At 26.3% G+C, this 23,811-nt stretch carries 12 protein-coding genes; 1 reads left to right on the forward strand and 11 read right to left on the reverse strand.

Translation table 4 applies throughout. From position 1 onward, the window contains the following. The first annotated feature begins 437 nt into the window (after positions 1–437). Complete coding sequence (locus tag JXZ92_RS00675; protein ID WP_205851862.1) at positions 438–3,371, forward strand: hypothetical protein; 2,934 nt, start codon at positions 438–440, stop codon at positions 3,369–3,371. Between the two features lie 104 nt (positions 3,372–3,475). Here the strand turns inward: JXZ92_RS00675 and scpB are convergent, their stop codons facing one another. The 11 genes from scpB to JXZ92_RS00730 form a co-directional block, all read right to left on the reverse strand. After that, positions 3,476–4,048, reverse strand: coding sequence for an SMC-Scp complex subunit ScpB (gene scpB, locus JXZ92_RS00680; RefSeq protein WP_205851863.1), 573 nt, complete (start codon positions 4,046–4,048; stop codon positions 3,476–3,478). Continuing rightward, on the reverse strand, positions 4,038–4,808 hold the full coding sequence (locus tag JXZ92_RS00685) for a segregation/condensation protein A (RefSeq protein ID WP_205851865.1): 771 nt from the start codon (positions 4,806–4,808) through the stop codon (positions 4,038–4,040). The genes scpB and JXZ92_RS00685 overlap by 11 nt, the downstream gene beginning before the upstream one ends. After that, a complete protein-coding gene (locus tag JXZ92_RS00690) occupies positions 4,795–5,562 on the reverse strand; it encodes a 1-acyl-sn-glycerol-3-phosphate acyltransferase (RefSeq protein ID WP_205851867.1) in 768 nt (255 codons plus the stop codon). The genes JXZ92_RS00685 and JXZ92_RS00690 overlap by 14 nt, the downstream gene beginning before the upstream one ends. Next, positions 5,546–5,881 carry a holo-ACP synthase gene (locus tag JXZ92_RS00695; protein ID WP_205851868.1) on the reverse strand — a complete coding sequence of 112 codons (336 nt, stop codon included), beginning with the start codon at positions 5,879–5,881 and terminating at the stop codon, positions 5,546–5,548. The genes JXZ92_RS00690 and JXZ92_RS00695 overlap by 17 nt, the downstream gene beginning before the upstream one ends. 108 nt (positions 5,882–5,989) lie before the next feature. Further along, on the reverse strand, positions 5,990–6,253 hold the full coding sequence (locus JXZ92_RS00700) for an HPr family phosphocarrier protein (RefSeq protein WP_205851870.1): 264 nt from the start codon (positions 6,251–6,253) through the stop codon (positions 5,990–5,992). 1,289 nt (positions 6,254–7,542) lie between these two features. Beyond that, positions 7,543–8,883, reverse strand: a complete 1,341-nt coding sequence (locus JXZ92_RS00705) for an ABC transporter ATP-binding protein (protein ID WP_205851871.1) — start codon at positions 8,881–8,883, stop codon at positions 7,543–7,545. Further along, a complete protein-coding gene (locus tag JXZ92_RS00710; protein WP_205851872.1) occupies positions 8,876–10,744 on the reverse strand; it encodes an ABC transporter ATP-binding protein in 1,869 nt (622 codons plus the stop codon). Before JXZ92_RS00710 ends, JXZ92_RS00705 begins: the two co-directional genes overlap by 8 nt. A gap of 6 nt (positions 10,745–10,750) precedes the next feature. Then, on the reverse strand, positions 10,751–11,728 hold the full coding sequence (locus JXZ92_RS00715; protein ID WP_205851873.1) for an ABC transporter permease: 978 nt from the start codon (positions 11,726–11,728) through the stop codon (positions 10,751–10,753). Positions 11,729–11,733: 5 nt separating this feature from the next. Further along, on the reverse strand, positions 11,734–12,813 hold the full coding sequence (locus JXZ92_RS00720) for an ABC transporter permease (RefSeq protein WP_205851874.1): 1,080 nt from the start codon (positions 12,811–12,813) through the stop codon (positions 11,734–11,736). A gap of 12 nt (positions 12,814–12,825) precedes the next feature. Next, positions 12,826–15,819 carry an ABC transporter substrate-binding protein gene (locus JXZ92_RS04085; protein WP_205851875.1) on the reverse strand — a complete coding sequence of 998 codons (2,994 nt, stop codon included), beginning with the start codon at positions 15,817–15,819 and terminating at the stop codon, positions 12,826–12,828. An 11-nt stretch (positions 15,820–15,830) separates the two neighbouring features. Beyond that, positions 15,831–23,810 (reverse strand): PDxFFG protein, encoded by a 7,980-nt coding sequence (locus JXZ92_RS00730; protein WP_205851876.1) that lies wholly within the window; start codon positions 23,808–23,810, stop codon positions 15,831–15,833. Position 23,811: the final 1 nt, after the last annotated feature.

Consider the following 23,811-nt stretch of genomic DNA (forward strand, 5'->3'; position numbering starts at 1 on the left):
TTAAATTAATTTTGTAGTTATTAATTACATTATTTTTTTATAACGAAATCGTTTTTGATATAAAATTATTCATCAAAAAATAATTTAATTAAATAAAAAATCAATATCATTTATGTATTTAATTTTACTAGAACAACTTTTTTAGAACCTAATATGAAATTTTTACCATATTTTTTAAAAAAAATATAGATAGATAAAGTTTAATGTTAAAAAAGTACATTTTTAAAATGAAAACATTTTTTTGCCTATATACTAGGGAGAAAAAATACAAAAATTTTTAAAAAAATGTTTTTTTACTAAAAAACCATGTTTTTTTTTTTTTTTTTGAGTAAGTTTCTACAAAAAATAAAAAATTGCTATTAAATTTAAATAAATTTTATATACTATCTAAATATAAAATAATAAATTGTTTGTAATAAAAAGGAAGGATTATAAAAATGAAAAAGAGATATAAAATTCTTTTGGGAAGTACCGCTTTTGCAAGTGTAGCAGTGACCACAACATCCATCGTAATGATTCCGCAAAGGAAGAAAAATTCAGAAATCAATATTAGTACAGATAAGAACAACTCTAATAAAGTAAATGTAGATTATACAACATTGTTATTAATAAATAAATTGGCTAATAAATTAACTGAAGCTCAAGGGTTTATTAAAAATAATAATATTTTAAAGGATGATCCAACAATTATAAAACTACAAAATAAACTTAAAGAGTCAAGCGAAAATTTAAAAGATACAATAAAAGATAATAGTAGGATTTCAAATGAATTAGAAGAAATTAATGAATTACTAAATGAAGCTCAAGAAGTACCTGGAACAGTAGATAATAATGGATCTTACTATAACAACGTCAATATCAATAAAGTGAATAAAAACGACAAAATAATAAATGTTCCTGTTGAAGTAGCAAAGAACAATGTTAGAGAAGAACTAGAAAAAGCTGTAGAAGATATAGATAATGTAAAAATAAGTTTAAACGACAAAGCTCTTGAAGAAATATCAGATAAGGCAAATGAGTATATTACTATTGCAAAAGAAGCTTTAAACAAAGAAGATGATGTTAATAAATTGCAATCCTATTTAACAATAACATTAGATAAAAAAACTGAAGTTTTATTATCTGCTAAAAAAATTGAAAAAAGAAAAGAAGAAATAAGAGATAATCTTTTAAAAATCAAAGAAAGTTTCAATAAACTTAATAACTTTTTCACAGACAAAAATATAAATCTAATAGATGGAATTTCTAAATATTTAGCTTTTAATTTTGCGGAATTTGATGTCTATAATGAAGGTAATAACTATATTTTTAATTTCTTAGACTTTTATTATAAAAATAGAGAATCATCAAATGATGATGAAATCGTTCTTCCAAAAAATCTTGTAATTGCTAAAAAGAAAATGATTGAGTTTTTAAACCAAATAAGCAATGATCAACATTTTATTGATAATATTAAAACTATTCAGTTGGAAGATTTAGAAAATTTAAATAAAATTATCGAAAATTGATTATTCCCTAATTATACCGTAGATAGATTTTCAAATTATAATATTTCAATATTAAGACGTTTTACAAGATATGATGACCGTACAAGAGATGAAATAGGTGATAATTTCGATAAATATCTTTATAAACCAACTAGTGGTCCAACAGCTCCAGGTAGCGGACCTGACGATGATGATATTGAAATAAAAAATTATACAAAAGATACAATGAATAGCGATTGAATGTGACTTGACAATATAAAAAATGATAAATTATATTCAAGAAATGAAATTATTAAAAATGATAAATATTTAGATATAAAATTTAAGTTCGATGTAATTTTAAATGAAATACATAAATTTTCAATTGAAATTTTAAATAAACAACTAGATAACCTTAAATTATTCATCGATGAAAAGACACCAAAAGATGAAATAACACTAGAAGAGTTTGCAAACATAGCTTATTCTGATGAATTTATAAAAGAGTTATATTTAGCATACAAAAATGATGTAGATGAAATTTTAGTAAAAACTAATTTAGATTATTCTTTTAATACAAAAAAAGAAATATCAACATACGAAAAATTTAAAGCATACTATGAAAATATGCTAAAATCATTTAAATTATTCGCTGCAAATGATAATAAAAATATAAAAATTAATATTAAAGATATAAAAGACTCATTCATTCAAAGTATAAACTTATACAAAGACAAAATAGAGAACGATCAAATCCATTTAAATGAACTAAATTCAATTTCTTCAGGCGACTTTAGAGACATTTTTGTATCTTCAATAATGTGAAAATTTAATGAAGAATTAGTTAAACTATCTATAAATGAAAATATTTCTGATACAACTAAAGACGAAGGTTATAATCAAGATAGAAATAGCAATGAAGATAAAGAATACACATTTAAAACTTACAAAAATTGATTAGATAATAAAAATTCAGAGTATAAAAACAATGTAATAAAATGACTTTTAAGTTTTAAATCAAATATAAATGACACATTATTCCAAGATAACGCTTTAATAAGAGATTTATCTGATTTACAATACCCAAGAGGAGATGAATCGAAAGCTGATAATGAACGATATATTTATTTTAATAATGGTAGATCAGAAAATATATCTGGAAAAATAATTTTCAATTATCACGAAAACGGAATTGATAAAAACTTTAGAAACAACATTCAAAATGGTTTTGATTCATTCATATATAACTTATCAAACCAAAATAATAACAAAGAAAATCTTTCAAATCTTTATAACTATATTGAGAAAGCTTTTGAAAGCAAAAAAGAATTTTTTAGCACCGAAGATAATAAAGTTCAAACACATAATTACCAAAGAAAATATTTAGAAGAAAATAACGGACAAAATCAAGAAAAGCTTGATTTCTTAGATTTCCATATTAAGAAAAGATTTAAAAAATTAATTGATTTAATAAACAATAAAAATATTAAGTTTGCAACAATAAGCAAAAACAATGAATTTAATTCTCAAAATGAGAGTTTAATTAAATTAAATTATTTATTAAACAAAAATGAATTTAATTGAGAAAATCCTCATCTCGAACAAGGTGGATACATGGGTACAGGTTATGAAAATCATAATATAAACCACTCTGTAAATTACAAAAACTTCATAAATTGAAAATACAATAATATATTAATTAACTATGAATTACTATATACACTAGTAAAAATTGCTGATTATATAAATTCAGATAATTATGATGTCAATAAACTAACAGAAATTTGAAACGCTTTCAAAGAAAACTTTAATTTTAGCGATAAGGATTATGAGGTTGACTACTTTATAACCCAAAATGATTTCACTATAAACGATAAATTACATGAACTACTAAATAATATTTAAGAATTTAAGAATTAAATGCCCTTTTAAGGGTATTTTTATATAAAACAAAAAAGGAGCTCGCAATAAACTGAGTTCCTTTTTGTTTGTTTATATATAAATTGTTATTATTCTTCTCTTTGGCTTTGAAATAAGTCAAAATCATTAGATTCGTTTTCTATACCGTCTATATAATTAAAATCATCCATTTTAGGTAATTCTCTTAATGTCGAAATTCTGAAATGATCATAAAATTTATTTGTAACACCGTATAATACAGGACGTCCTGGTGTATGTGCTATACCAACTTCTTCAATAACACCTTTAATTAATAAAGTATTAACAACTTGTTCTGAAGCTGCTCCACGTATTTTGTTAATTTGACTTCTAGTAATTGGTTGTTTATAAGCTATAATTCCTGCAACTTCGATGGCTGCATTTGATAAACGGTTAGGTCTTACAATAGAAACCATTTTTGTTACATATTCTTTAACAGTTTCACGAGTTGCTAATTTATAAACATCATTAAAATTAACTACTTTTAAACCTCTACCTTGCTCATTAAATTCTTTATGGAAATCCATCATTATTTTTTTAGCTTCAGCAAGGGTTTGTGTACCAAAAATTTCTTTAACTTGTTCTAAAGTTAAGCCTTCATCTCCTTGAATGTATAAAAGTGCTTCGATAATATTATTTTTCATTGTAAGATTCTCCTCTAGTAATATAAATAGTATCAAACTGCTCATCTTGATGAATTATTAAAAATTGTTGTCTTGCAAGTTCGAGTAAAGCCATTAAAGTTACAACAAAATGATTTAAAGAAGGTTGATTAAATACTTTCTCAAAACTCACTTTCTCATTTAATTTCATTAAATTTTTAATAAAAGGAAATTGATCTGAAGGTGTTAAATTAAATTTTTCTAACCTAGTTTCACGTAACCTTTGAGCATAAACCCTTTCAAACATTCTACGCATCACGTTAATAAGTTTTAAAGGACTAGAATGACCATCTAACTTACTATTATCATTATCAATTAAATAATCCTCAATATCGCTTGGTTTCTTAATGAAGATATCTTGACGTAAGCCTTGAAAAGTTTTCAATGCTTCTCTAACATTTTTAAAATGTTCGTACTCAATCAATTCTTGAATTAGTTTTTGTTTCTCTTCTTCTAATTCTTTGTCTGGTTCATCTTCAGGATCTCTTAAAATCATTCTAGATTTTAAATTTATTAAATTAGCCGCCATCGCCAAATAATCACCAGCTACATCTAACTCGTCTTCGGTTATCTTATTAATTATTTCTATATATTGTGTAGCTAATTCTACCAAATTAACTTCCATAATATCTATCTTTTTTGCTTTAATTAGTTCAAGCAGTAAATCAAGAGGTCCATCAAAATTATTTAAGTTAAATTCATATTTTGTATCATAGTTTATATTTTTCTTAACTATCTTCATATTTTTCAATTTCCTTATCAACAATCATTTGCACTCTCTTAGCAACCGATGAAGGAGTTTGTGTCATTAAATCTTTTGCTTTTATTTCTCTCAAAAAGTTTACAGTGATAGTTCTTCTACCTTTACGATTGATATCGAAAGAATTAAGCGCACCTGAAATAGTAACAGGAATAATATTCATGTATGATTCAGCCGCTACTTTAAAAACTCCGGCTTTAAATTCTCCTACCTCTTCTTTATAGACTCTTTCTCCTTCAGGAAACACAATACCAAACCTTTTGTTTAACTTAACAAAAGAAGTAAATTCCTTAAATGTGTTTAAACTATTTTTTACCGATTGTTGATCAATTAAAAATGTATCCATTAATTCCATTGCACGATTAATGTATCTTGAATTTTTTAATTCTTTTTTAGCTATAAAAACAGGTATTCTTTGTTTAATATTATATTCATTTGATTCTTCTTCTAAAGCGACCATTAAAGCAACAACATCTAAATAAGATTTATGATTTGGTACTAAAATGCTACCACCATTTGAAGGTAAGTTACTAAGACCTTTAACCACTAAATCTATGTTATATATTTTCAACACCTTTTTAGCAACTTTAGTTAAATATGCATATCTTTGCTCTTCACTAATCATCTCCGGTGTTTTCTTATATTTTTTTAACATTTTTTTTATTTTCATCATTTTAAAAAAGAAAGGTACTGCTGAAAATAATATTTTTAACTTTATATTAATTGATTTTTTCATATTTTGTCTCCTTGTTTGCAATTACAAAAGCGATTAAAAAATCATCTTCATGAGATATACTAATTGCAAATTCTTTAAATTTTCAAACTTTATTTTCCTTATGTAAGCTTATTTTCGAAAAATCAAAATATTCATTATTAGCTTTAAAAATTGCTTCTTTAATAGCTCAAGACCTAGCTAAAAATAAAGTTTTTTGTTCATTGGGTAGGTTATTATATTCCTTTAATTCATTTTCACTCAATATTCTCTTGGCAAAAGTTAATGACTTATTATTAAATCTTGAAATTTTCACTAAATCAACACCTACATTATATTCCATATATAAAATTATATTGAATTTATTTATATATATAAATAAAATACTAAATTTAATATCAAATTGATTAAGTATATAAAAAATCTCCAGAAAATCTCTAGAGATAATATATTATATTAATTCAAGTGATACAAATGTATCATGAAGTGCTTTAATAGCTTCGTCTTCGTCTTCTCCTGAAACTTTAACAGTAACTTCGGCACCATGTTTAATGCCTAAAGCCATAATGTTCATGATTGATTTAAGGTTTGCTTCACGACCGTTACTTGTTATAAAAGAATCAGATTTAAATTTAGCAGCAGCTTGTGATACTAATGTTGTTGGACGAGCGTGTAATCCAATAGGATCGATGATTTTTACTGTAAATTCTTTCATTTTTCACCTTTCTTGATTAAATTTTAAATTGATTAAATTTTAAAACTTAACAAAAATATTATAGCACAAAAGATGCTAAATAATATTCACTATAAAGAATAATGAATAATTAAATTGTTATATCATTGTAATTCAAATTATAATATTAAATAGTTTTAAAATTCTCTTAATATTATAAATTAATTAGCGTTAAATGTATTATTTTTTATTAATAAAAAAATGAAATTATAAAAATGATATGTTTTTTAATATGAAAATAGTTGAATATGAATAAATAATTCAAAATAAAATTATTTTATAGTTTGTTACTATTTTAAAAATAAGTGATATAATTCTATTCGAAAAAATGGCGGAAAAATCAGAAAACTTGCTGATAACGCACATCACTATTGTCGAGGCTTGAATGCCTTCATAGCAAAATGTATTTGCGAAGACGTGATGGTTGAAATGAATCTATTATTTATTAAATGACACGCCAAACCGTTATGTTGTTTACTTGCGGCTGTGGTAACCGAAGTCAAACGATACCAAAACATAAAGTCCAGTTGAAGTTGGCGTGAGCTGACTATAAGGTTCTGTGGTGTTGGTCTGGTTGAAAAATCTGGATGTAAAAAACAATTAAACCAAAGTGAAAATCAGTGGGGAGACCCCAACGTTTAATTGGTGAAGTAATTGATCACCAAGTTGTGCATGAATAAATATTTAGTAGAATCACTTGGGCGACTTGGTTAGTGTCGCTCTTTTTTCTTACCTAAATTTCTTCAAAACATTAAATTAAAAATTAAAAAATGTAATTATCATTAATAAAATAAACTAAAAATTATTAATTTGTAATTTCAACACAACACAATTTATATAAAATATAATTCTATTGCATTGAAATTTTTAATAAAAACTACTCCATCTAAATTGATGAACAATATCAGCTGTAAATAAAAATTAAGACTAAATTACTAAAGAATTAAGGTTTTTATACAAAGTAGCACTCAAAATAATTTTTATTTAAAAAGTATTTCTAAAGTTTAAAAGAAATGTTTATTTCATTTTTATTAAATAAGAAAAATGTGATTATTATTGTAATTGTTAAATAAAATAGATACGAATAAAATCACATAAATGTCTTTTTTTAATTTGAATTAATATTCAAATACTCTAAAAAATCTAGAAAACAATTTTAAAAACTTTCTTGTGAAAGAAGAATTTCACCAAACTTAAAATATAATAAAAATACCAAGCACAGATATTTTTATGCTTGGTATTTTATTTTATGAGTCAAATGAATATTTAGTCTATTCATTAGTTAAATTTATTTTTTTATTTCTATATTCTACTGCTTTTTGTTTAAATTCTTCAATTTCGTTTTCAGTAGCTAAGACAAAATGTTGTTCGCCAACTTGAATTCATTTAGGTTGGTTTTTTTCATCATAATTATGAATGTTAGGATCGTATGTTTCACCTACTAGAGAGCCTTTTTCAGCTTCAATAGAAGGAACTGCATCTAATAAACTTTGTGTATATGGATGGTGTGGATTGTGAACTATAGATTTTGCCGGACCAACTTCTAAAAGAGTCCCTTTATTCATAACAGCAATACGATCGGAAATATATTCAACCATACGTAAATCATGTGCTATGAATAGAATTGTTAAATCATATTTTTCTTTTAATTCTTTAAATATATTAATAACTTGAGCTTGTATAGAAACGTCTAGAGCTGAAATAGGTTCATCAGCAATTAAAATTTGCGGTTTAAGAACAATCGCTCTACAAATACCAATACGTTGTTGTTGACCACCGGAAAATTCAAGAGGATATCTACCTAATACTGTTTCGTCTAAACCTACTGAACTTAATATTTCTCTAATAAGTAACGCCTTTGCTTCTTTCTCAGTAAGTTTGCTTATTTTTTCTCTTTCTACAATATAATTATTTAAAAATTTATTTAAATAATTATTTTTTAATTCTTTTACTTTTGAATAAAAATCAACATAAAATGCTTGATAAGCTTTTTGCTCGTCGATTGCCAACTCTTTGTCTAGTCATTTTTCATATTCACCAAAAAATTCTTTATGGTGAATATTACATAATTCTCCATAAATCTCTTTTTTAACTCTACTATCATAATTATAAATGTATATTTCTTTAGCGTTTTTTGTGTTAGTTAAACCTTCGCCGATTATTGATTCAACATCTTTAAATGGGTTTAAACTATTTGTAGGATCTTGGAATATCATTTGAACCTTATTTACCATAAAGTTGATGATATCTTTTCCTTTTTTAGATCACTTAAATACTTTATTTTTATTTTTAGGTATTACCCTATCTAATATTTTTATTTGTCCAAAACTATGAGGAGTTAAACCAATAATTGCTTTACCTGCTGTTGTTTTACCTGAACCCGATTCACCAACTAGTCCTAAAACTTCACCCTTATAGATATTTAAATTAAAGTCTTTAAGCGCATAAAAAGTTTTAGCACCATGTCCGTATGTAACATCCATATTTCTTATCTCAAGAATTTTTTCTTTATCAACAGAATTCAACATTTGTTCAGTACCCTCTCTAACTTCACGGTACTGTTTTTTGCCAAGTCAATTCGATTCAACATAATATTTTTTTTCTTTATTCATCAACTTGCTCCTGTTCATTTTCTTCTTGTTTTCTTATTAGTTCAACAACTTTATCGTTATATATATTTGTTTCTTCTAATTTTTTAATATACTCATTATGAGTAATGAAATAATTATTTCCATAAAGTTTTTCTAAACGATTGAAATATCTTTTTCAAAGATTTTCAATAATTTTATGAGGACGATAAAATGGTGCTTCTTTGTCTAATAAACTAGATTTTACATAGTGTGTGTCTGATAAGTAATAAAAGTCAGATTCTTCTTCTAAATCCTTACCTAAAGCATAATCATTACGGATTGCAAATGCATCTCCTTTAATATCATTAAGAGAAGATGGGACTGCACCTTTAATAACACTTAAACGTTCATCATTATTATAATCAGGCATTGATGAGATTAAACCTCAAGTATACGGATGTTGCGGATGCATTAAAATTTCTTCACGTGTACCAGATTCAATTATTTGTCCAGCGTACATAATATTTATAAATTCAGAAATAGAAGCAACAACACCTAAATCGTGGGTAATAAATACAATTGCAATTTTGAATTTTTCTTGTAATTCTCTTACTATATCTAAAACCAAAGCTTGAACTGTTGGATCAAGTGCCGTTGTAGGCTCATCCATAACTAAAACTTTGGGTTTTAAACTAACTATAGCGGCTATCGCAATACGTTGAATCATACCACCAGAAAGTTCATGCGGATATAAATTCATTACTTTTTCGGGATTGTTAATTTTAGCTAATTTAAGATACTTAACAGCTTCTTCTATCGCTTCTTTTTTAGTTTTTGCAATACCATTAATTAACATCCCTTCAGTAATTTGTCTCCCAACTTTCATAGTAGGGTCCAAAATTGACATTGGGTTTTGGAAAACTGCACTAACAATTCTTCCTCTTAATTTTGATTTTTCTCAGTTAAATAGGTTGAAGTTGTGGACTTCTAAACCATATAATTTAACTGAACCTGATTCTATAATAGAATTATTACCTGTAAGTCCATATAAAAGTGAAGTTATAACGGATTTACCTGAACCTGATTCACCAATAATTGCGTGTATTTTTCCTTCATAAACTTTAAGTGAAGGACCTCTTAAGACTAAGTTTTTTTCACTTGGATTAGCAGGGTTTTTGAATGTTAAATAAATATCTTCTATCTCTGCGGCCACTTTTAGATCTTGATCTAATACATGTTCTGTTCTTGCATTATCAATATATTTTTGAAATTCGAAAGTTGCATTTTGTTTTTTTAATTTAGATAAATTTTTTAATTTATTAAAAATGTTTGTTCAAAAATCTATAACACCTCTTGAAAAAGATTTGTTTTTGTCTTTTCTTACTTCTAATAAATTTTTAGGATGTGGCTTTGCTAATTTTTTAATTACTTCAGGATAAAGTTTTGTATAAGGTGCTTTATCTAGTTCGAGATTAGAACTTAAATTAGTAGTCATTACTGACGAATAATATTTAATTTTTTCTTGATAAGATAATGTTTTTCAGTTTTCTATATTTATGTTCTTTATATCTATATTATTATTAATTAACTTTTCTTCTAAATCTTGTTCTTTTTCTTGGGTAGCAACATTTTGTTCATTATTACTTTTTGTTTTTAAATTTAATTCTTCTTCGATAATAATTTGTTCTTCATTATTCTTTATGTTTTTTTCATTTATTTTTTCTTTTATTTCATTATCTTCGTCTACTTCTACATAAATAGTGTTTTCTATTTCTTCTTGATTTGTTTCTGTTACATATTCTACTACATCTTCGTACCGTCTAATAAATATATAATCTATTTCTTTTTTAGATTTTTTTGTTTTAAACTTTGGTTTTTTGTATCTTTTTGATTTTACTTTCATATTTTCCTATCTTTGTCTTAATAATGAATCTTGAACACTTGCAGATATTAACTGAATTGAAGTTGTAAGTAAAACAAGCATAGTAGACGGGATTAAAACATATCTCGGGTAAGCAGTAAATACTTTAGAACCTTCAGAAATTAAATTTCCTAAAGTAGGTATATCAATACTTAATCCAATAAATGCCAATGATGTTTCACTAAGAATAACCCCTGGAATATGGAACACTATTTCTGTAACTAAAAGCGGAACTACAACAGGTAAATAATTAAGAAGAATTTTATAAGTAGGTGTACCTAAAATACTTGAAGCTGCTACTCATTCAAAATTTTTAGCTCTTAAAACTTGGGATCTCATTTGATTTGCAATACCTGTCCAAGATGTAAAAGTAAGAGCGAAAACTATAACTCAAAATGTAGGTTTTCAAACTATTGTTATAACGATTAAAATAATTATTGACGGAACATTAGAAATAATTTTAATTATATATGTCATAATAGTATCAAAAATTCTAAAATGTCCCATAGTTATACCGATTAATAACCCAATAGCAACTTGAATAATTGTGGTAACTAAAGCAAGAGCTAAAGAATATCTTAATCCTCATCATAAACGCCCAAATAAGTCGCGACCTAAATAATCTGTCCCAAAAATAGATCCGTTTTCGAAAAAGTTTTCATATTTATTTTCTATATGTAAAGTTTCAGGATTTCTTGTGAAAAAAGGAATTATAAGAGAACTAATAACAATTGTTAAAAATAATATTAGACCAAATACACCTGCATAACTTCTAGAATATCTATAAAATAATTCTGATCATTTATTTTGTTGTTTTTTAATATTTTTAGATTCATGGTATTCGAGTAAATTACCAATTAACTCTCATTTTTTATAATTAAGCGGTTGAATAAAACGATTTGGCGCTAAATCTTTACCGTGTTCATTGTTTGGTGATACATGTTGTTTTTTTATTTTAAAAATCATTTTTCCTACTTTCTTCTTCTAACACGTGGATCAATTAATTTATAAAGAGCATCACGAGTTGTATATGAGAGAATTGTTAATAATGAGAATACTGTAACCATGAATAAGATTATATTGTAATCTTTTGAAGTAATTGCATTAAGTAATAAACCACCAGAACCTGTAATAAAGAATATTTGTTCAACAAACAAACTACCAATAAAACTACCAAAAATAACTACAGGGAAGAAAGTTGCAATTGGGAATAATGACGGCTTAAGAGCATGTGTTCAGACAAATCTTGATTTTGATAGTCCTTTTAAATAACAAAACTTAGCGTGTTGTGAGTTTAACTCACGATTTAATTCTGTTCTAATATATTTAATATAAACAATAATTGAACCTAATGATAATGCTAAACCAGGTAATATATAAGTTGTAATATCAGTTTCAACATATAAATAAGGTATATTAATGATACGACCCAATAATAATAATCATAAAGCAAAAACTAGTGATGGAATTGATGAGAAAATTGAGACAACTACTGTAGCAATATGATCGGGTAATTTATCAGGATTCATACCAACATAAACTCCAATTGGTATACCGATAACTAAAGTTAGCATAACTGAAAATATTCCGATCAAGAAAGATTTATAAAATCTTACTCAAACAAAATCATTAATATTTTGCCCAGGAAATACAGAATACGAAATTCCGAAATTACCATGGAATAAGTTTTGTAAATAAATTAAATACCTTTGAAATAACGGTTTATCTAGACCATATTGTGCTTCAATTGCTTTTTTTGATGCTTCATCTAATCCTGATGTTAAGGTTGTAGACCCAGGTATTGAGTTTATTAAGAAGAATGTAATTGTCACAACTATTCAAGCTATAGTAAAGAACTCAAAAGCCATAATAAAAAGTCTTCTTAATGCTCTCACTAAACTTGATTGAGTGTTAAAAACTTCATTTACAAGTGTGGTTTTTGGCTTAATTTTATTTGCAAAGTCAACAAACGAATTATTATTGGATAATTTTTTATCTTTAAAATTCAGTTCATTTTCTGTTACAAAATTATTTGTATTTTTTATTTTCATCTATTTTTCTCCTTATTTAATTATTGTTGGTAAATTAGCAACAGGCGGATTAAGAACATCATAAGCGTATTGCAATGAATATGAATATAATCCACTAACACCATTTACTCTTGTAACTTCTCAATATGTATCTACTTCCATAAGTGGGATTACAGGTGCTGTTTCACGCACTATTTTTTCAAAACCTGCTATTACAGCAAAAGCAATAACCTCAGTTCAACCTTCTTCTTTTTCTTTTTCTGTAAATTGACTTGTAAAGAATCTTAAATAACGTTGAGTATAGTCGTTTAAACTTTCGTCATTGTACATAACAGAAAGATCCACTATTTTTTCTCAAACATTCGGACCTTTTGGTTTATTAGGTGCTTCTTCACCACCTAAAATTCTCAATCTTTGTTTAAGATCTTCTATCTTAATTTTATCTTCGTCGTTTTTTATAACTAAATTATTATTTTCGTCTCTTGAATAACCTAAATTTTTAAAATAATCATTATAAATTCAACTTCCAACAGGATTATTTCTAAAACCAGTTGTCTTTTGCTGATTTGAATTTATTTCATCCGGTTTTAAGAAAACTCTTATATAAGAATAAATATCACTTCCAAATGTATCGAAATTACGATAAATTAAATCAAATTTACCTGTAGTTCTTCAATCTTCATAAACATTTTCTGGTAAGTTTTTAATATCAATTTCAATAAAGTCACCAAATGCTTTTTGCATAAAATCTTTAAGCGCTAAACCGGCATTTTTTTGTTCATCTGTAGAATTTGAAATAAATCTTAAAGTAACATGGTTTATACCCGGATGTCTTTCTTTGAATTTATTTATATATGCTCTAGCAACATCTAAATGATAACCTTTGTCAGTTCTATCAACTGTCTCAAATTTCATAGCTTTTGAAATATGATCAATATGTGTATAGTTTTGAACAGGGATTGGAATTCCTCAATTATTTTTATCTGCTTGTTCTTTAGATTTTTTAAACACTGTTTGATTTAAGTAATTTGACGAATCACTTTGATCTTTAGGGTATGTTCCATATTTTGCATACATATAATCATGTTCAAAACCAGCCTCAACAGCGTCTCCAAAACTTGAAGAAGCTTGACCAAATGCAGTTCATGTTATAACAGGGAACGAAGTATTTCATCCGACTATATTTAACATTTCATTTCTATCAATGGCATAATAAATTGCGTTTCTTAAATCTTGATCATTAACAAAAGAATCTTTATTGGTTTCCTTATCTAAATTAAATCCAAGAGCAATAGTTCCAAAACCATTTGATTTATTCATGTATTTTCTTGTAGCTAAATTTGATCAATAATCTCACTGTAAAACCGATGGAATTCTTGTTGCAGAAATATACCCATCTTCAAACATAGCGGAATTAATGTTCGGTTCATTTGAAAAGAATATTTTAATTCTATCACTTATTGTTTTAGATGCGGAATAGTATTGATTATTTTTAGTAAGTAACACATAACCTTGTGGCCCTAAAACTAAGTCATCAATGTTAAATGGTCCATTAGTTAAAAAGTTTTCTTTTTTAAGTCCAAACTCCTTAATTCCACCTATTGATTCTATAAATAACCTATTAACCGGAATTAATTCACCTTCTAAATCACGATATGCACTGTTAATGCTTGAAGGTTCATATTCGTCATAACCGATTCTTAAAGTATATTCATCAAGACCTAGAAGTCGATTTTTGAAATATTTTTTAGGATTAAGTTGTTTAACAAAATCATTATCAAGTGTTGTTTGTCCGTTAGAAACTAAATTTTTATATAATTTATTAATTTTTTCAATATATTCATTTTTAGTATCTTCAGAATATTTTAAATCACCCATTTTATGTTTTAAACTTCTTGATTCTTTTAATAATGACTTAAAATCGTCAGAAACTGTTTGTTTAGGATCAAAATATAAATACTTTCTAATTCTTTTTGGTAATCTTTGAGGTATAGTTTCTAATTCTTTTTCAGTATGAAGTTTTAAAGAATATTCAGGATTAGGTAACATAATCAATGTATCTTCTGCTTCAAAATCAAAATCAGGAGAATAAGGAATAGCACTTAAAATTGTTTTATTATCATAATTTCAGTACATTCTACCAGAATATAATCCTAACGCTAAAGCATTATTTTTAATTTTTAAAACTTCATCATCATCACCTATATTTTGTGATGCTCAAGGTTGATAATCAGGATTAAATACATCATATTCTCATTTCCCATTAACTTCTATAACTGGAGGATAAGCAAACGGATTCTTAAATGCAACACTATGTTTTTGAATATACTCTTGTTGAGCTTGCATTAATTCATTTGCATTTTGAAATTTACGTTGCAATGTAGATGTTATTCTTTGAGAACCTGTTTCTAAATCTAAAATATAATGAATTCCGTCAATATAGTCATCTGCAGTAACGGAGTCGCCGTTACTTCATTTACTTTGTCCATCATTTAAAAATATGTTTGATGTTAAAAACTTATTATTTGTAGTAATAATTGAATTTACTGAATAATATTCTGTTTGGTCGGTATTTATAGTCCCGGGAGCAGATCCAAAATTATCTAAAGAGTAAAACATTCCCGAATTTTCCGGATTTGGATTTTCTTTTAAAAACGAATCAACTGTCCCATCTTCGGATTGGTATAAACCCCAATTCATCCTTGGTATATTAGCAATTCTTTTAATAGCTTCGTTAGGTCCGGATTTAATTGGCGATTCAACTAATGAAGGTAATATTTTATTAACAGAAGGGTACTTAATGTAATTTAAAGAGTTGATTGGGTTGGCTGCAAGACCTAAATTATAATCTTTCACAGAATTTAATAAACTAGCATTAACTCTAACTTTTTCATTTTCATTCTTAAGTCCACTAACTTCTTTGTTTCCTTCTTTAGTTGGAGCTTGCGAACAAGCAACACCAACAAGAGGAATTGAAAAAGAACTAATTGCTAATAAAAATGTTTTTATTTTTTTTCTTGATTTCATCTTTCTCCTTTTTATTTAGTTCCGTTAAATTGAACACCAACTTTAAATACAGGTACTTTTTTGCCATCAATTTCTTTTAAATAAATTGATGTTGGTGCCTGTGAAAATGTTTTTCCGTTTTCTGAAATACTTTCTGCTGTACCTAAATCTATTTCTAATGTTTTTGTTCCTTTAGAATTATCTGAAAAGTAAATTTTATATTCATGGTTTGGTGTTAATAATTTATTTGAATAATTAGACATGATCGCATAATCACTTACTCATGCGGTAAACCCTTGTCCTTGATGATGACCATTTGAATCAGTATAATTATATCTTTCATCACCTAACCAATGACGTGAAGTTGGGTTGTTTTCGTTATTAACATTTTGAGTTTTATAATAGAACATATTACTACTATTCTTTTTGTTAATTTTAATTGTTTTAACCTCTTGTGTTTCTAAATCTTCAAATACTAAATAATCAACTTTGTTTATATCCTCATTATTTAGATAACCAAACATAGCTATTGCGTCTTTATCTGTATTTCTTCAAATGTTAGAAACATTACGTTTTCCGACACCTTGAGATTGAATATAGTATTCTCAATAAGCTTTTGCTCTATCTGATACTACATTACCTTCTAAATCAGTGATACGTATTGTATCATCTTGGATCGAGTTACCTTCATCATCATAAAGTCTAAAATTAATAAAATCTCTATATCAACGATCTTTAAATCAACCATTATTAATTGATTGGAAACGTCCTAAATATAAAGGAGATTTATTTTGGTCATCAGAGAAATTATCGTTTGATGCTAAATCACTAGGTGAATACGATGTTCCTATTTTTTCTGATCTATATTTATCTTCGTTATCATTTTTTTGTTCAAATTCAACAATTGTATTTTGAACAGTTTCTTTTTCTTCGCCCTTAAACTTAAACATTAAATCTCTTCATTTAGCTGTATACGAACCGTCTAAAACATATTCTAAACCTGTATTTGATTCATTTAACCCTGATAAAAAGCTTGGTAAGTTTCTATATTCATCTTGAGAAGGTGAATATGTTATTTGTAAGTTATCACGATTGATTGTTTCAGCAAATGAATATGTATAATCTGAGAATAATTCATTAAATTTACGTTCTGTTTTTGTCTTAAAGTAAGCTTCAACATCTGAAGTTGGTTTAATTTTTTTGGTTTTTCCTCTTGCGAATGATAATAATATATCTTTAAATTGGAATTTTGAAAGTCTTAAATTGTATAAAAGTTGAGTTGTATACATTTGAATTTTATCGTCCAAAATTAAGTCATCAAATAATGAAAATTGGTCTAAGTCAACTTGATTTTCATCAGCAAAACTTTGATATGTATCAAAGAATTTTTTAACGGAAATTGATCATTGATCATTTTCTCTCGCTTTATCACTTACAACAACACCATCTGATTTAAATAAGCCGTATCCTAAATCTTTATCAAAAATTCAACCGTATCTTAATTCATTTTCCTTACTTTCATTGATTTTATCTCTTATTTGTTTAAAAGTATGATCTCTTGTAAATAAGTTCAATGATGAATTAGTGAATCTTTTCATTATTTCATTTGCATATTGTTGTTCGTTATTACTTTCTATCAATTTATTATAGTAAGATTTTTCTTCAGAAGTTAATTTTTCTTCTTTGGCTAAGGCAATCTTTAATTCTCTTGCAAATTTAGGGATATCAAATCTAGCTTTAACATAGTCTAAATCTCAATTTACTACGTTATTTGCGACATCTAAAATTGCTTTTGTTGTATCGACACTTGTAAAAGCAAGGAATGTATCAAAATCATTAAATTGAATATCAAAACCATAATTTTTGATTCCATTAGTACCTGTTACATAGTAACTATTAAATAGATTGTTTTCAATATCTTTAGCAACAATTCCTTGATTAATTTTTAATGTACGAAATTCCGCAAAATTAGGAAGAGTTGGATTTATAGTATTTTTCGAAACAACATCACCGCTTCCGTTAATCATTAAGAAACTATTATTTGCGACATCACGTCCGATAAATTTAGCAACAAAAGGACTCATTCAATCCATGAATTGTTTTTGTTCTAATTGTTTTAAAATATCAGCACTTAATTGTCCATCTAGAAAACCTGTTGTAAAAATTTGTTTTAAATTAACATTTGGTAAATACTGTTCATTTTCGCTTAATCATAATACATGTTTACCACCAGCAGAAAGAGTTTCGTAAGTACCACCTGTACCTAAATATAATTCAAGTATTACATCAACAAATGATGAATCTGCTTTTGATTTTTCAGAATATGGATTTAAATAAAATTCTTCTTGAACTAATGGATTTTTAATGATATTGTTTTTATTAATTTTTGCAAATCTATCATAAAGAACTTCTCCATCTTCTCCATAATATTTAGCAATAAAGTAAGATGCATTTATTCCGCCATCACTACGTTTTCTTGATTTTACATTATCTAAATATGGTAATAATAATGTTTTATTATAATTTGGACTAAGTTCTGAGAATAAAGTTCCTAAAAGCGGGAATTCAACACTAGTTTTTGGTTCTAATGAAGTATTAGATGTATTTGAATCTCACCCATTAATTGAGTAATTATCTACAATAAGTGATTTAATTGTATCTTCGGCATCTTTAATTTGTTTGTTTACATATTGTAGTGTTATATTAACATTTGTATTTGTTCCTTGTTTACCAATTTGATAAAAAGGGTTATTTTCAGCGGATGTAAAATCAATTCCTAAAGGAACATTAATAATAGGGGTTTTATCTTTATTAAAGATTAAAACTTTATCTATCTTAATAAATTCACCCTTATCATTTCTTTCACCTTCAACAATTTTAGGTAATATTTCTCCGTTATATTCATAAAAATCTATCAAATTACCCATACCATCTTTAGCTTTACCTTTAAGCATATCTAAAGACGCTTTTTTAAATCTTCAAACTCCGTCTGCATCTTGAACCATATATTTTACTGGATATTGTTCATCTGAATTTTTTGATGGGTTAAGTGTACCCGAGTTTTGATCTAATGTATTCATCAATCATAAGTCAGAAACATTTAATCATTTCTTATCTTCTGTCAAAGTTAGTCCGTTTTGTTTTCTACGTGATTCGGTTGCTTTAAGAAGCCCTTCGTATGTTTGTAAAAATCTACGATTATTATTTAATAATGCATCTTTCAAGTTTTCGTTACCAACTTTATTTCCTCAAACATTTTCAGGTTTTTCAACTGTTCTTTCATTGTTGATAATTTCGTTATTTTCTTTTTTAGGTAAATTAAATAATAAATATTCTCCATCATTTTCTTCAGAAACAATATTAGGTTGGTTTAGAAGTGGTGAAGAATTTAAACTTAAATGTGTTCTAGCTTTTAAGTATAAATCAATAACATCTCTTTTGTAGTAATTTTGTATATTAGGTGTTGAACCAGGTGTTAATGCAGAACCAAAAATTGGTTTGTTGCCTTTATCACCTAAATCTTGTGCTGAATTTAATGTCATGTGGTGACCATATTCGTGAGCAGCAACAAATTTAAGAAAATCAGCCGCAAGTCCTTTGTAATTTTTATTGTTCATTGCGATTAATGATCAAATACCAACACGTGAATCTGGGTTCAATCCAAAATATTTACCATTTTCTAAAACATATTCGAATTCACCTTTAGAATTTAATTTTCTTACTAGGTGCTCTCCTTCAAGAGTTTCAGTTGCTCAAGGAACTTTTTTAACAAGCGAACTAGCAAAACCATCATAAGCTTCTACATAAACGCTATATGTAGAAACATTTTTAACACCTTCTGGTGTACTAATATTTTTGCTTCCTTCTTCTTTAATTGCAAATGGTTGCACAACTGATTTATATTCAATGACATTAAATAAATCTTTTACTTGATCAAGGGCATCACCATTTTCTTTTTCATCAATATTTGCATCTACATTAAACTTAACAAATCTGGTATTTAAATAACTTTCAAAATCATTTCCTTCATTATTAACATATTCTTTAAGTGTTAGATAAAGTTTTGTTCCTTTTTTCTCAACTTTATTTAGTTTTACATTGAAAATATTATTTTCACTAAACTCTACTAAATTTGTCTCTGGTGTTATAATTCCAGCTTTAGTTAATTTTTGAATTAAATCGATTTTAGAATTTGAAACATATAAAGGGTTTTTCTTTGAAATTGTTAATCCTTCAGAACTATTCATAGCTTCTAATCACACTTTTGAAGCAATATCTCTATTGATAATTTTCTTTGCATTTTCAAAAGTTTGATCCATTACCGTTTTATATTTTGATTCAATTTCCTTAAATGTATTAAAGCTTAATTTTAATTGATCTGCATAATCGGAACTTTTACGTGTAAATGCTTCTGCTGAATCATAAGTTTTATCTCTAAGTTTTGTATATTCTGTTACATCTGTATTAAATCTATCTATTTGAGTTTTAAATTGTTCTCAAGCGGCAGGATTTTCTTCTTCGAAGTCATATTCCATTTCACCACCCTCTTCAAAATCTTCATTATCCCAATGTTCACTTAAGATATCGTATGCTCCATTTGCGATTTTTCCAAAGCTTGAATCTTCATCCATTTCAGTTTTAGCCACCAATCCTTTATAATACTCAGCTAAAACTTCATATTTTCTCTTTATTTCCTTTAATTCCGCAATTTTTTCAGGTTTTTTTTCTTCGCTAGAATTTAATTTGTCTATCTCGTTTTCAAGTTCTTCAATTTTTTCTGTGTAATCTTCAACTAATTTATTATTAGTTTCATATAAATTGTATCTATATTCGATTATTGGTTTAAAAATTGCAGCAATTCATTTAATGCGCTCTTCTTTGGTATCATTTTCTCCGCGAAAACCAAAACTCATAAAAACTGGATTGGAAATGATAGAAAAGTATCTTTTAATTAAATCGTCAAAATTATTTAATCCAAATTCTTGTTCTAATCTTCTTAAATAATTTAACGAATCTTTGAAATCATTCAATATTGTTTGAAGATTTTTATTTGAATTAGCTAAACTAATATTAAAGCTATCTATAGCATCAATGCTTTCTGAAATTAAATCATTCATGTATTGATTGGCGGTTGGGTCTAATAAATCAGCATCAGCTATTTTATTAATTATGTTGTTTAATGATACTTTAAATTTTTCTGAAACCATTTTATGGTAAGAATCGAATTCCGGTTTTAAACTAGCGGTAATTTCTGCGGCTTCAGTATAAATTCTTACAAAATCTTTTAATTTTTCACTAACTTTCGCTTTAAAGAAAACTAATTTTTCTTGTATCTCTTGTCTTAATGAATCTGATTTGTCTAAAATAGACATAAAATCATCTTTATATTCTGCCAAATCATCATTTTCCAGCAATGATTTTTCAATTTCTTTATAGAATACTCTAGATCCATTTTCTTCTGCTTCTGATAAACTTTTTAAAGTCATAACTACAACATAATTACGAATATTTTGTTTATATTCTTTAGAAAGGTCATCTAATTCTTTTTTTGTATTTTCAAACTCTTCTAATAAATTAGAATAATTTGAACTATTTAAACTATTATCAATTTTAGTTGATTGATTTTTTAACTCTTCATCGTTTAAAAATTCATCTTTAACTTTCAAAGTATCACTCAATTTTTTATTTATTTCTGTAATAGCTTTTTGTTTAAAATCATTTTGTTTTTCTGTTGTAGCATAAGGATCTGAAATAGAATTAATTTTTGGTGCATATACATAAAAATCACTTCTTTCAGAACGACCAGTAGCCTCTTTATCTGCTTTGGTTCTTAAAAATCCATCAATATTGTAGTACTCTCTCCAATTAATTTGGGTGTCGTCAGACAACTTATTAAGTTCATCAACTGCTATTAATTGTGTTGGTATATAACCTAAATCAATAGAATATAAAACATAACGATCTGATTCTGGTTTTAACTCAGCAAAAACATTACCATTTAAAACTTCGCTATATAAGTTGAATGATGGTCTATTTTGAATAATAAAATCATGAACTAATTTAACATAGTCAAATTTTTGTTGAATAGTAGAATTATTGTAATCTATCTCATTTTGTTCAATCTCATTTAATTTGTCTAATAATTTTTTCAAATTAATTACAGTTTCAAACTTTTCTGAACCTAATCCGGCTTTAACTAAAGTTTCTTCTAGCAATCTTTTTTGTTCTTCTAAATTAATTTCTCTTTTTCTTGCAACTAAATCAGAAATATTTTTATGAGCTTGTTTTAATTGCTCGTCAGTAGGAATTAATTGAGTGTATTCATCAATTTTAGCTTGAGATCTATTTACTGCATCTAAATAATCTGAAATTTGTAATTCTAAATCTTCAATTTCTTTATTTAATTTATAAATTTTAAAATGTAATTCTTTTAAATCTTCTTCATCTTCTGTTTCTTTTAATTCTTCCTGAAGTTTTAAAATTTCGGAATTCTTAGCTTCTACCTGTGCACTTAATTCATCTACTTTAGCTTGATTAGTTTTTTTGTTTTCTTCATACGCAACTAAAATATCTTTAAATTCTTTTTTACTTTTTTGAACGACATCATTATTTTTAACAATTTCCTCGTCGATCTCTTTTAATGATTGTTGAGATTCTATATATTTATCAATGTTGTCAAAGACTTGTTGATCTAATGATTCATTTTTTAAAATAAATTGATCATATAATGCTCTAATATCAGATGATAAATTACTAAAATTAATACGGTTATGGTCTATACCTTGTTCAATACTTTCTACTGTTTCAGGAACTGCATATTGTTCATCACCTTTATCGTCTATATATCTGTATTCAGCATCATTAATAGCATTAAATAAAGCAATTGATTTACCATCATCAAAGAAAATTCTTAAATATTTATCTGAATAACCGTGCTCAATACCTTCGTTATAGAAATCGTATTTAATATTAATAATTGTTTTTTCTTCAAAAGTAAATTTATCTAAATCATTTAGAGTATTAAATTTATCTAAATTTGAATACTGTTTGGCATATTCACTAAATTTGACTTTAGCTTCTTCGATGTTTTTAGCGTAGACAATTGATAAATAATCTGAAGGTATATTAATTCTTGATTTTTCAATTGAACTAAATGAATTTTCTTTTATTGATTCAGGTAAAGAACCTGAAACAACAAAAACTTTTTTATTCTTTAAAGAACGAACATCGCTAATTTTTCTAAATGAAAAACGACGAAGTGTTTCTAATGATGTATTTGAAAATGAATTATATTTTGTAACATTCGATAAGAATTTTTGAACTTCTTCATAACTTCATAATTTTTTATTAATTTTATACAATAAAGAATCTGAAGCATTTCCGGCACCACTGAGGGTACTGTGTAATGGTATTGAACCAAAGAAAGCATCAGGGTAAAATTTAATTTGTGTATATTCTTTATTTTCGTTTGAGTGAGCCCCTAAAGTAATGCTATTACCATGTTGTTCAACCCCTTTAACAATTGAAAACTCTTTAAGTGTTATTATTTCAGGACCTCATGAAACGTTTTTCATGAATCATTGTGTAAAATTATAAAAATCAACAGCATTAACAGCTTCTAAATATTCATTATAAAAGTCAAAATTACCATATCTTATATTTAAAAACGGTAATGAATGATTCTCTTCAAAATAATCATTCAAGAATTTATCATAATCAACTCAATTACCATTGACTAAAACTTCACCATTTGCTCCTTTTAATGGATCAAATTCAGCAATTAATGTTGCTTTGTCTGTGGTAACAAAAGACACTTTTGCTTTGCTAACTTCAACAAATTCATTTTTTAATTCATTTTTTTCAACACCTTTTTCGGCTTGTTGATTAACTGAATTATATTTAAGCAAAGAAATTGTTGTCGCTGTTGCGGCAAAAATAAGAGCAGCTGAAATTACATATTTAGGTCAAACAGAAGCTCTTCAATTGAACTTTTTTCTTTTTTTGTTTTTCATA

This window comes from Mycoplasma sp. CSL10137, assembly GCF_017116845.1.
In the GTDB taxonomy this organism is placed as follows: domain Bacteria; phylum Bacillota_I; class Bacilli_A; order Mycoplasmatales; family Metamycoplasmataceae; genus Mycoplasmopsis.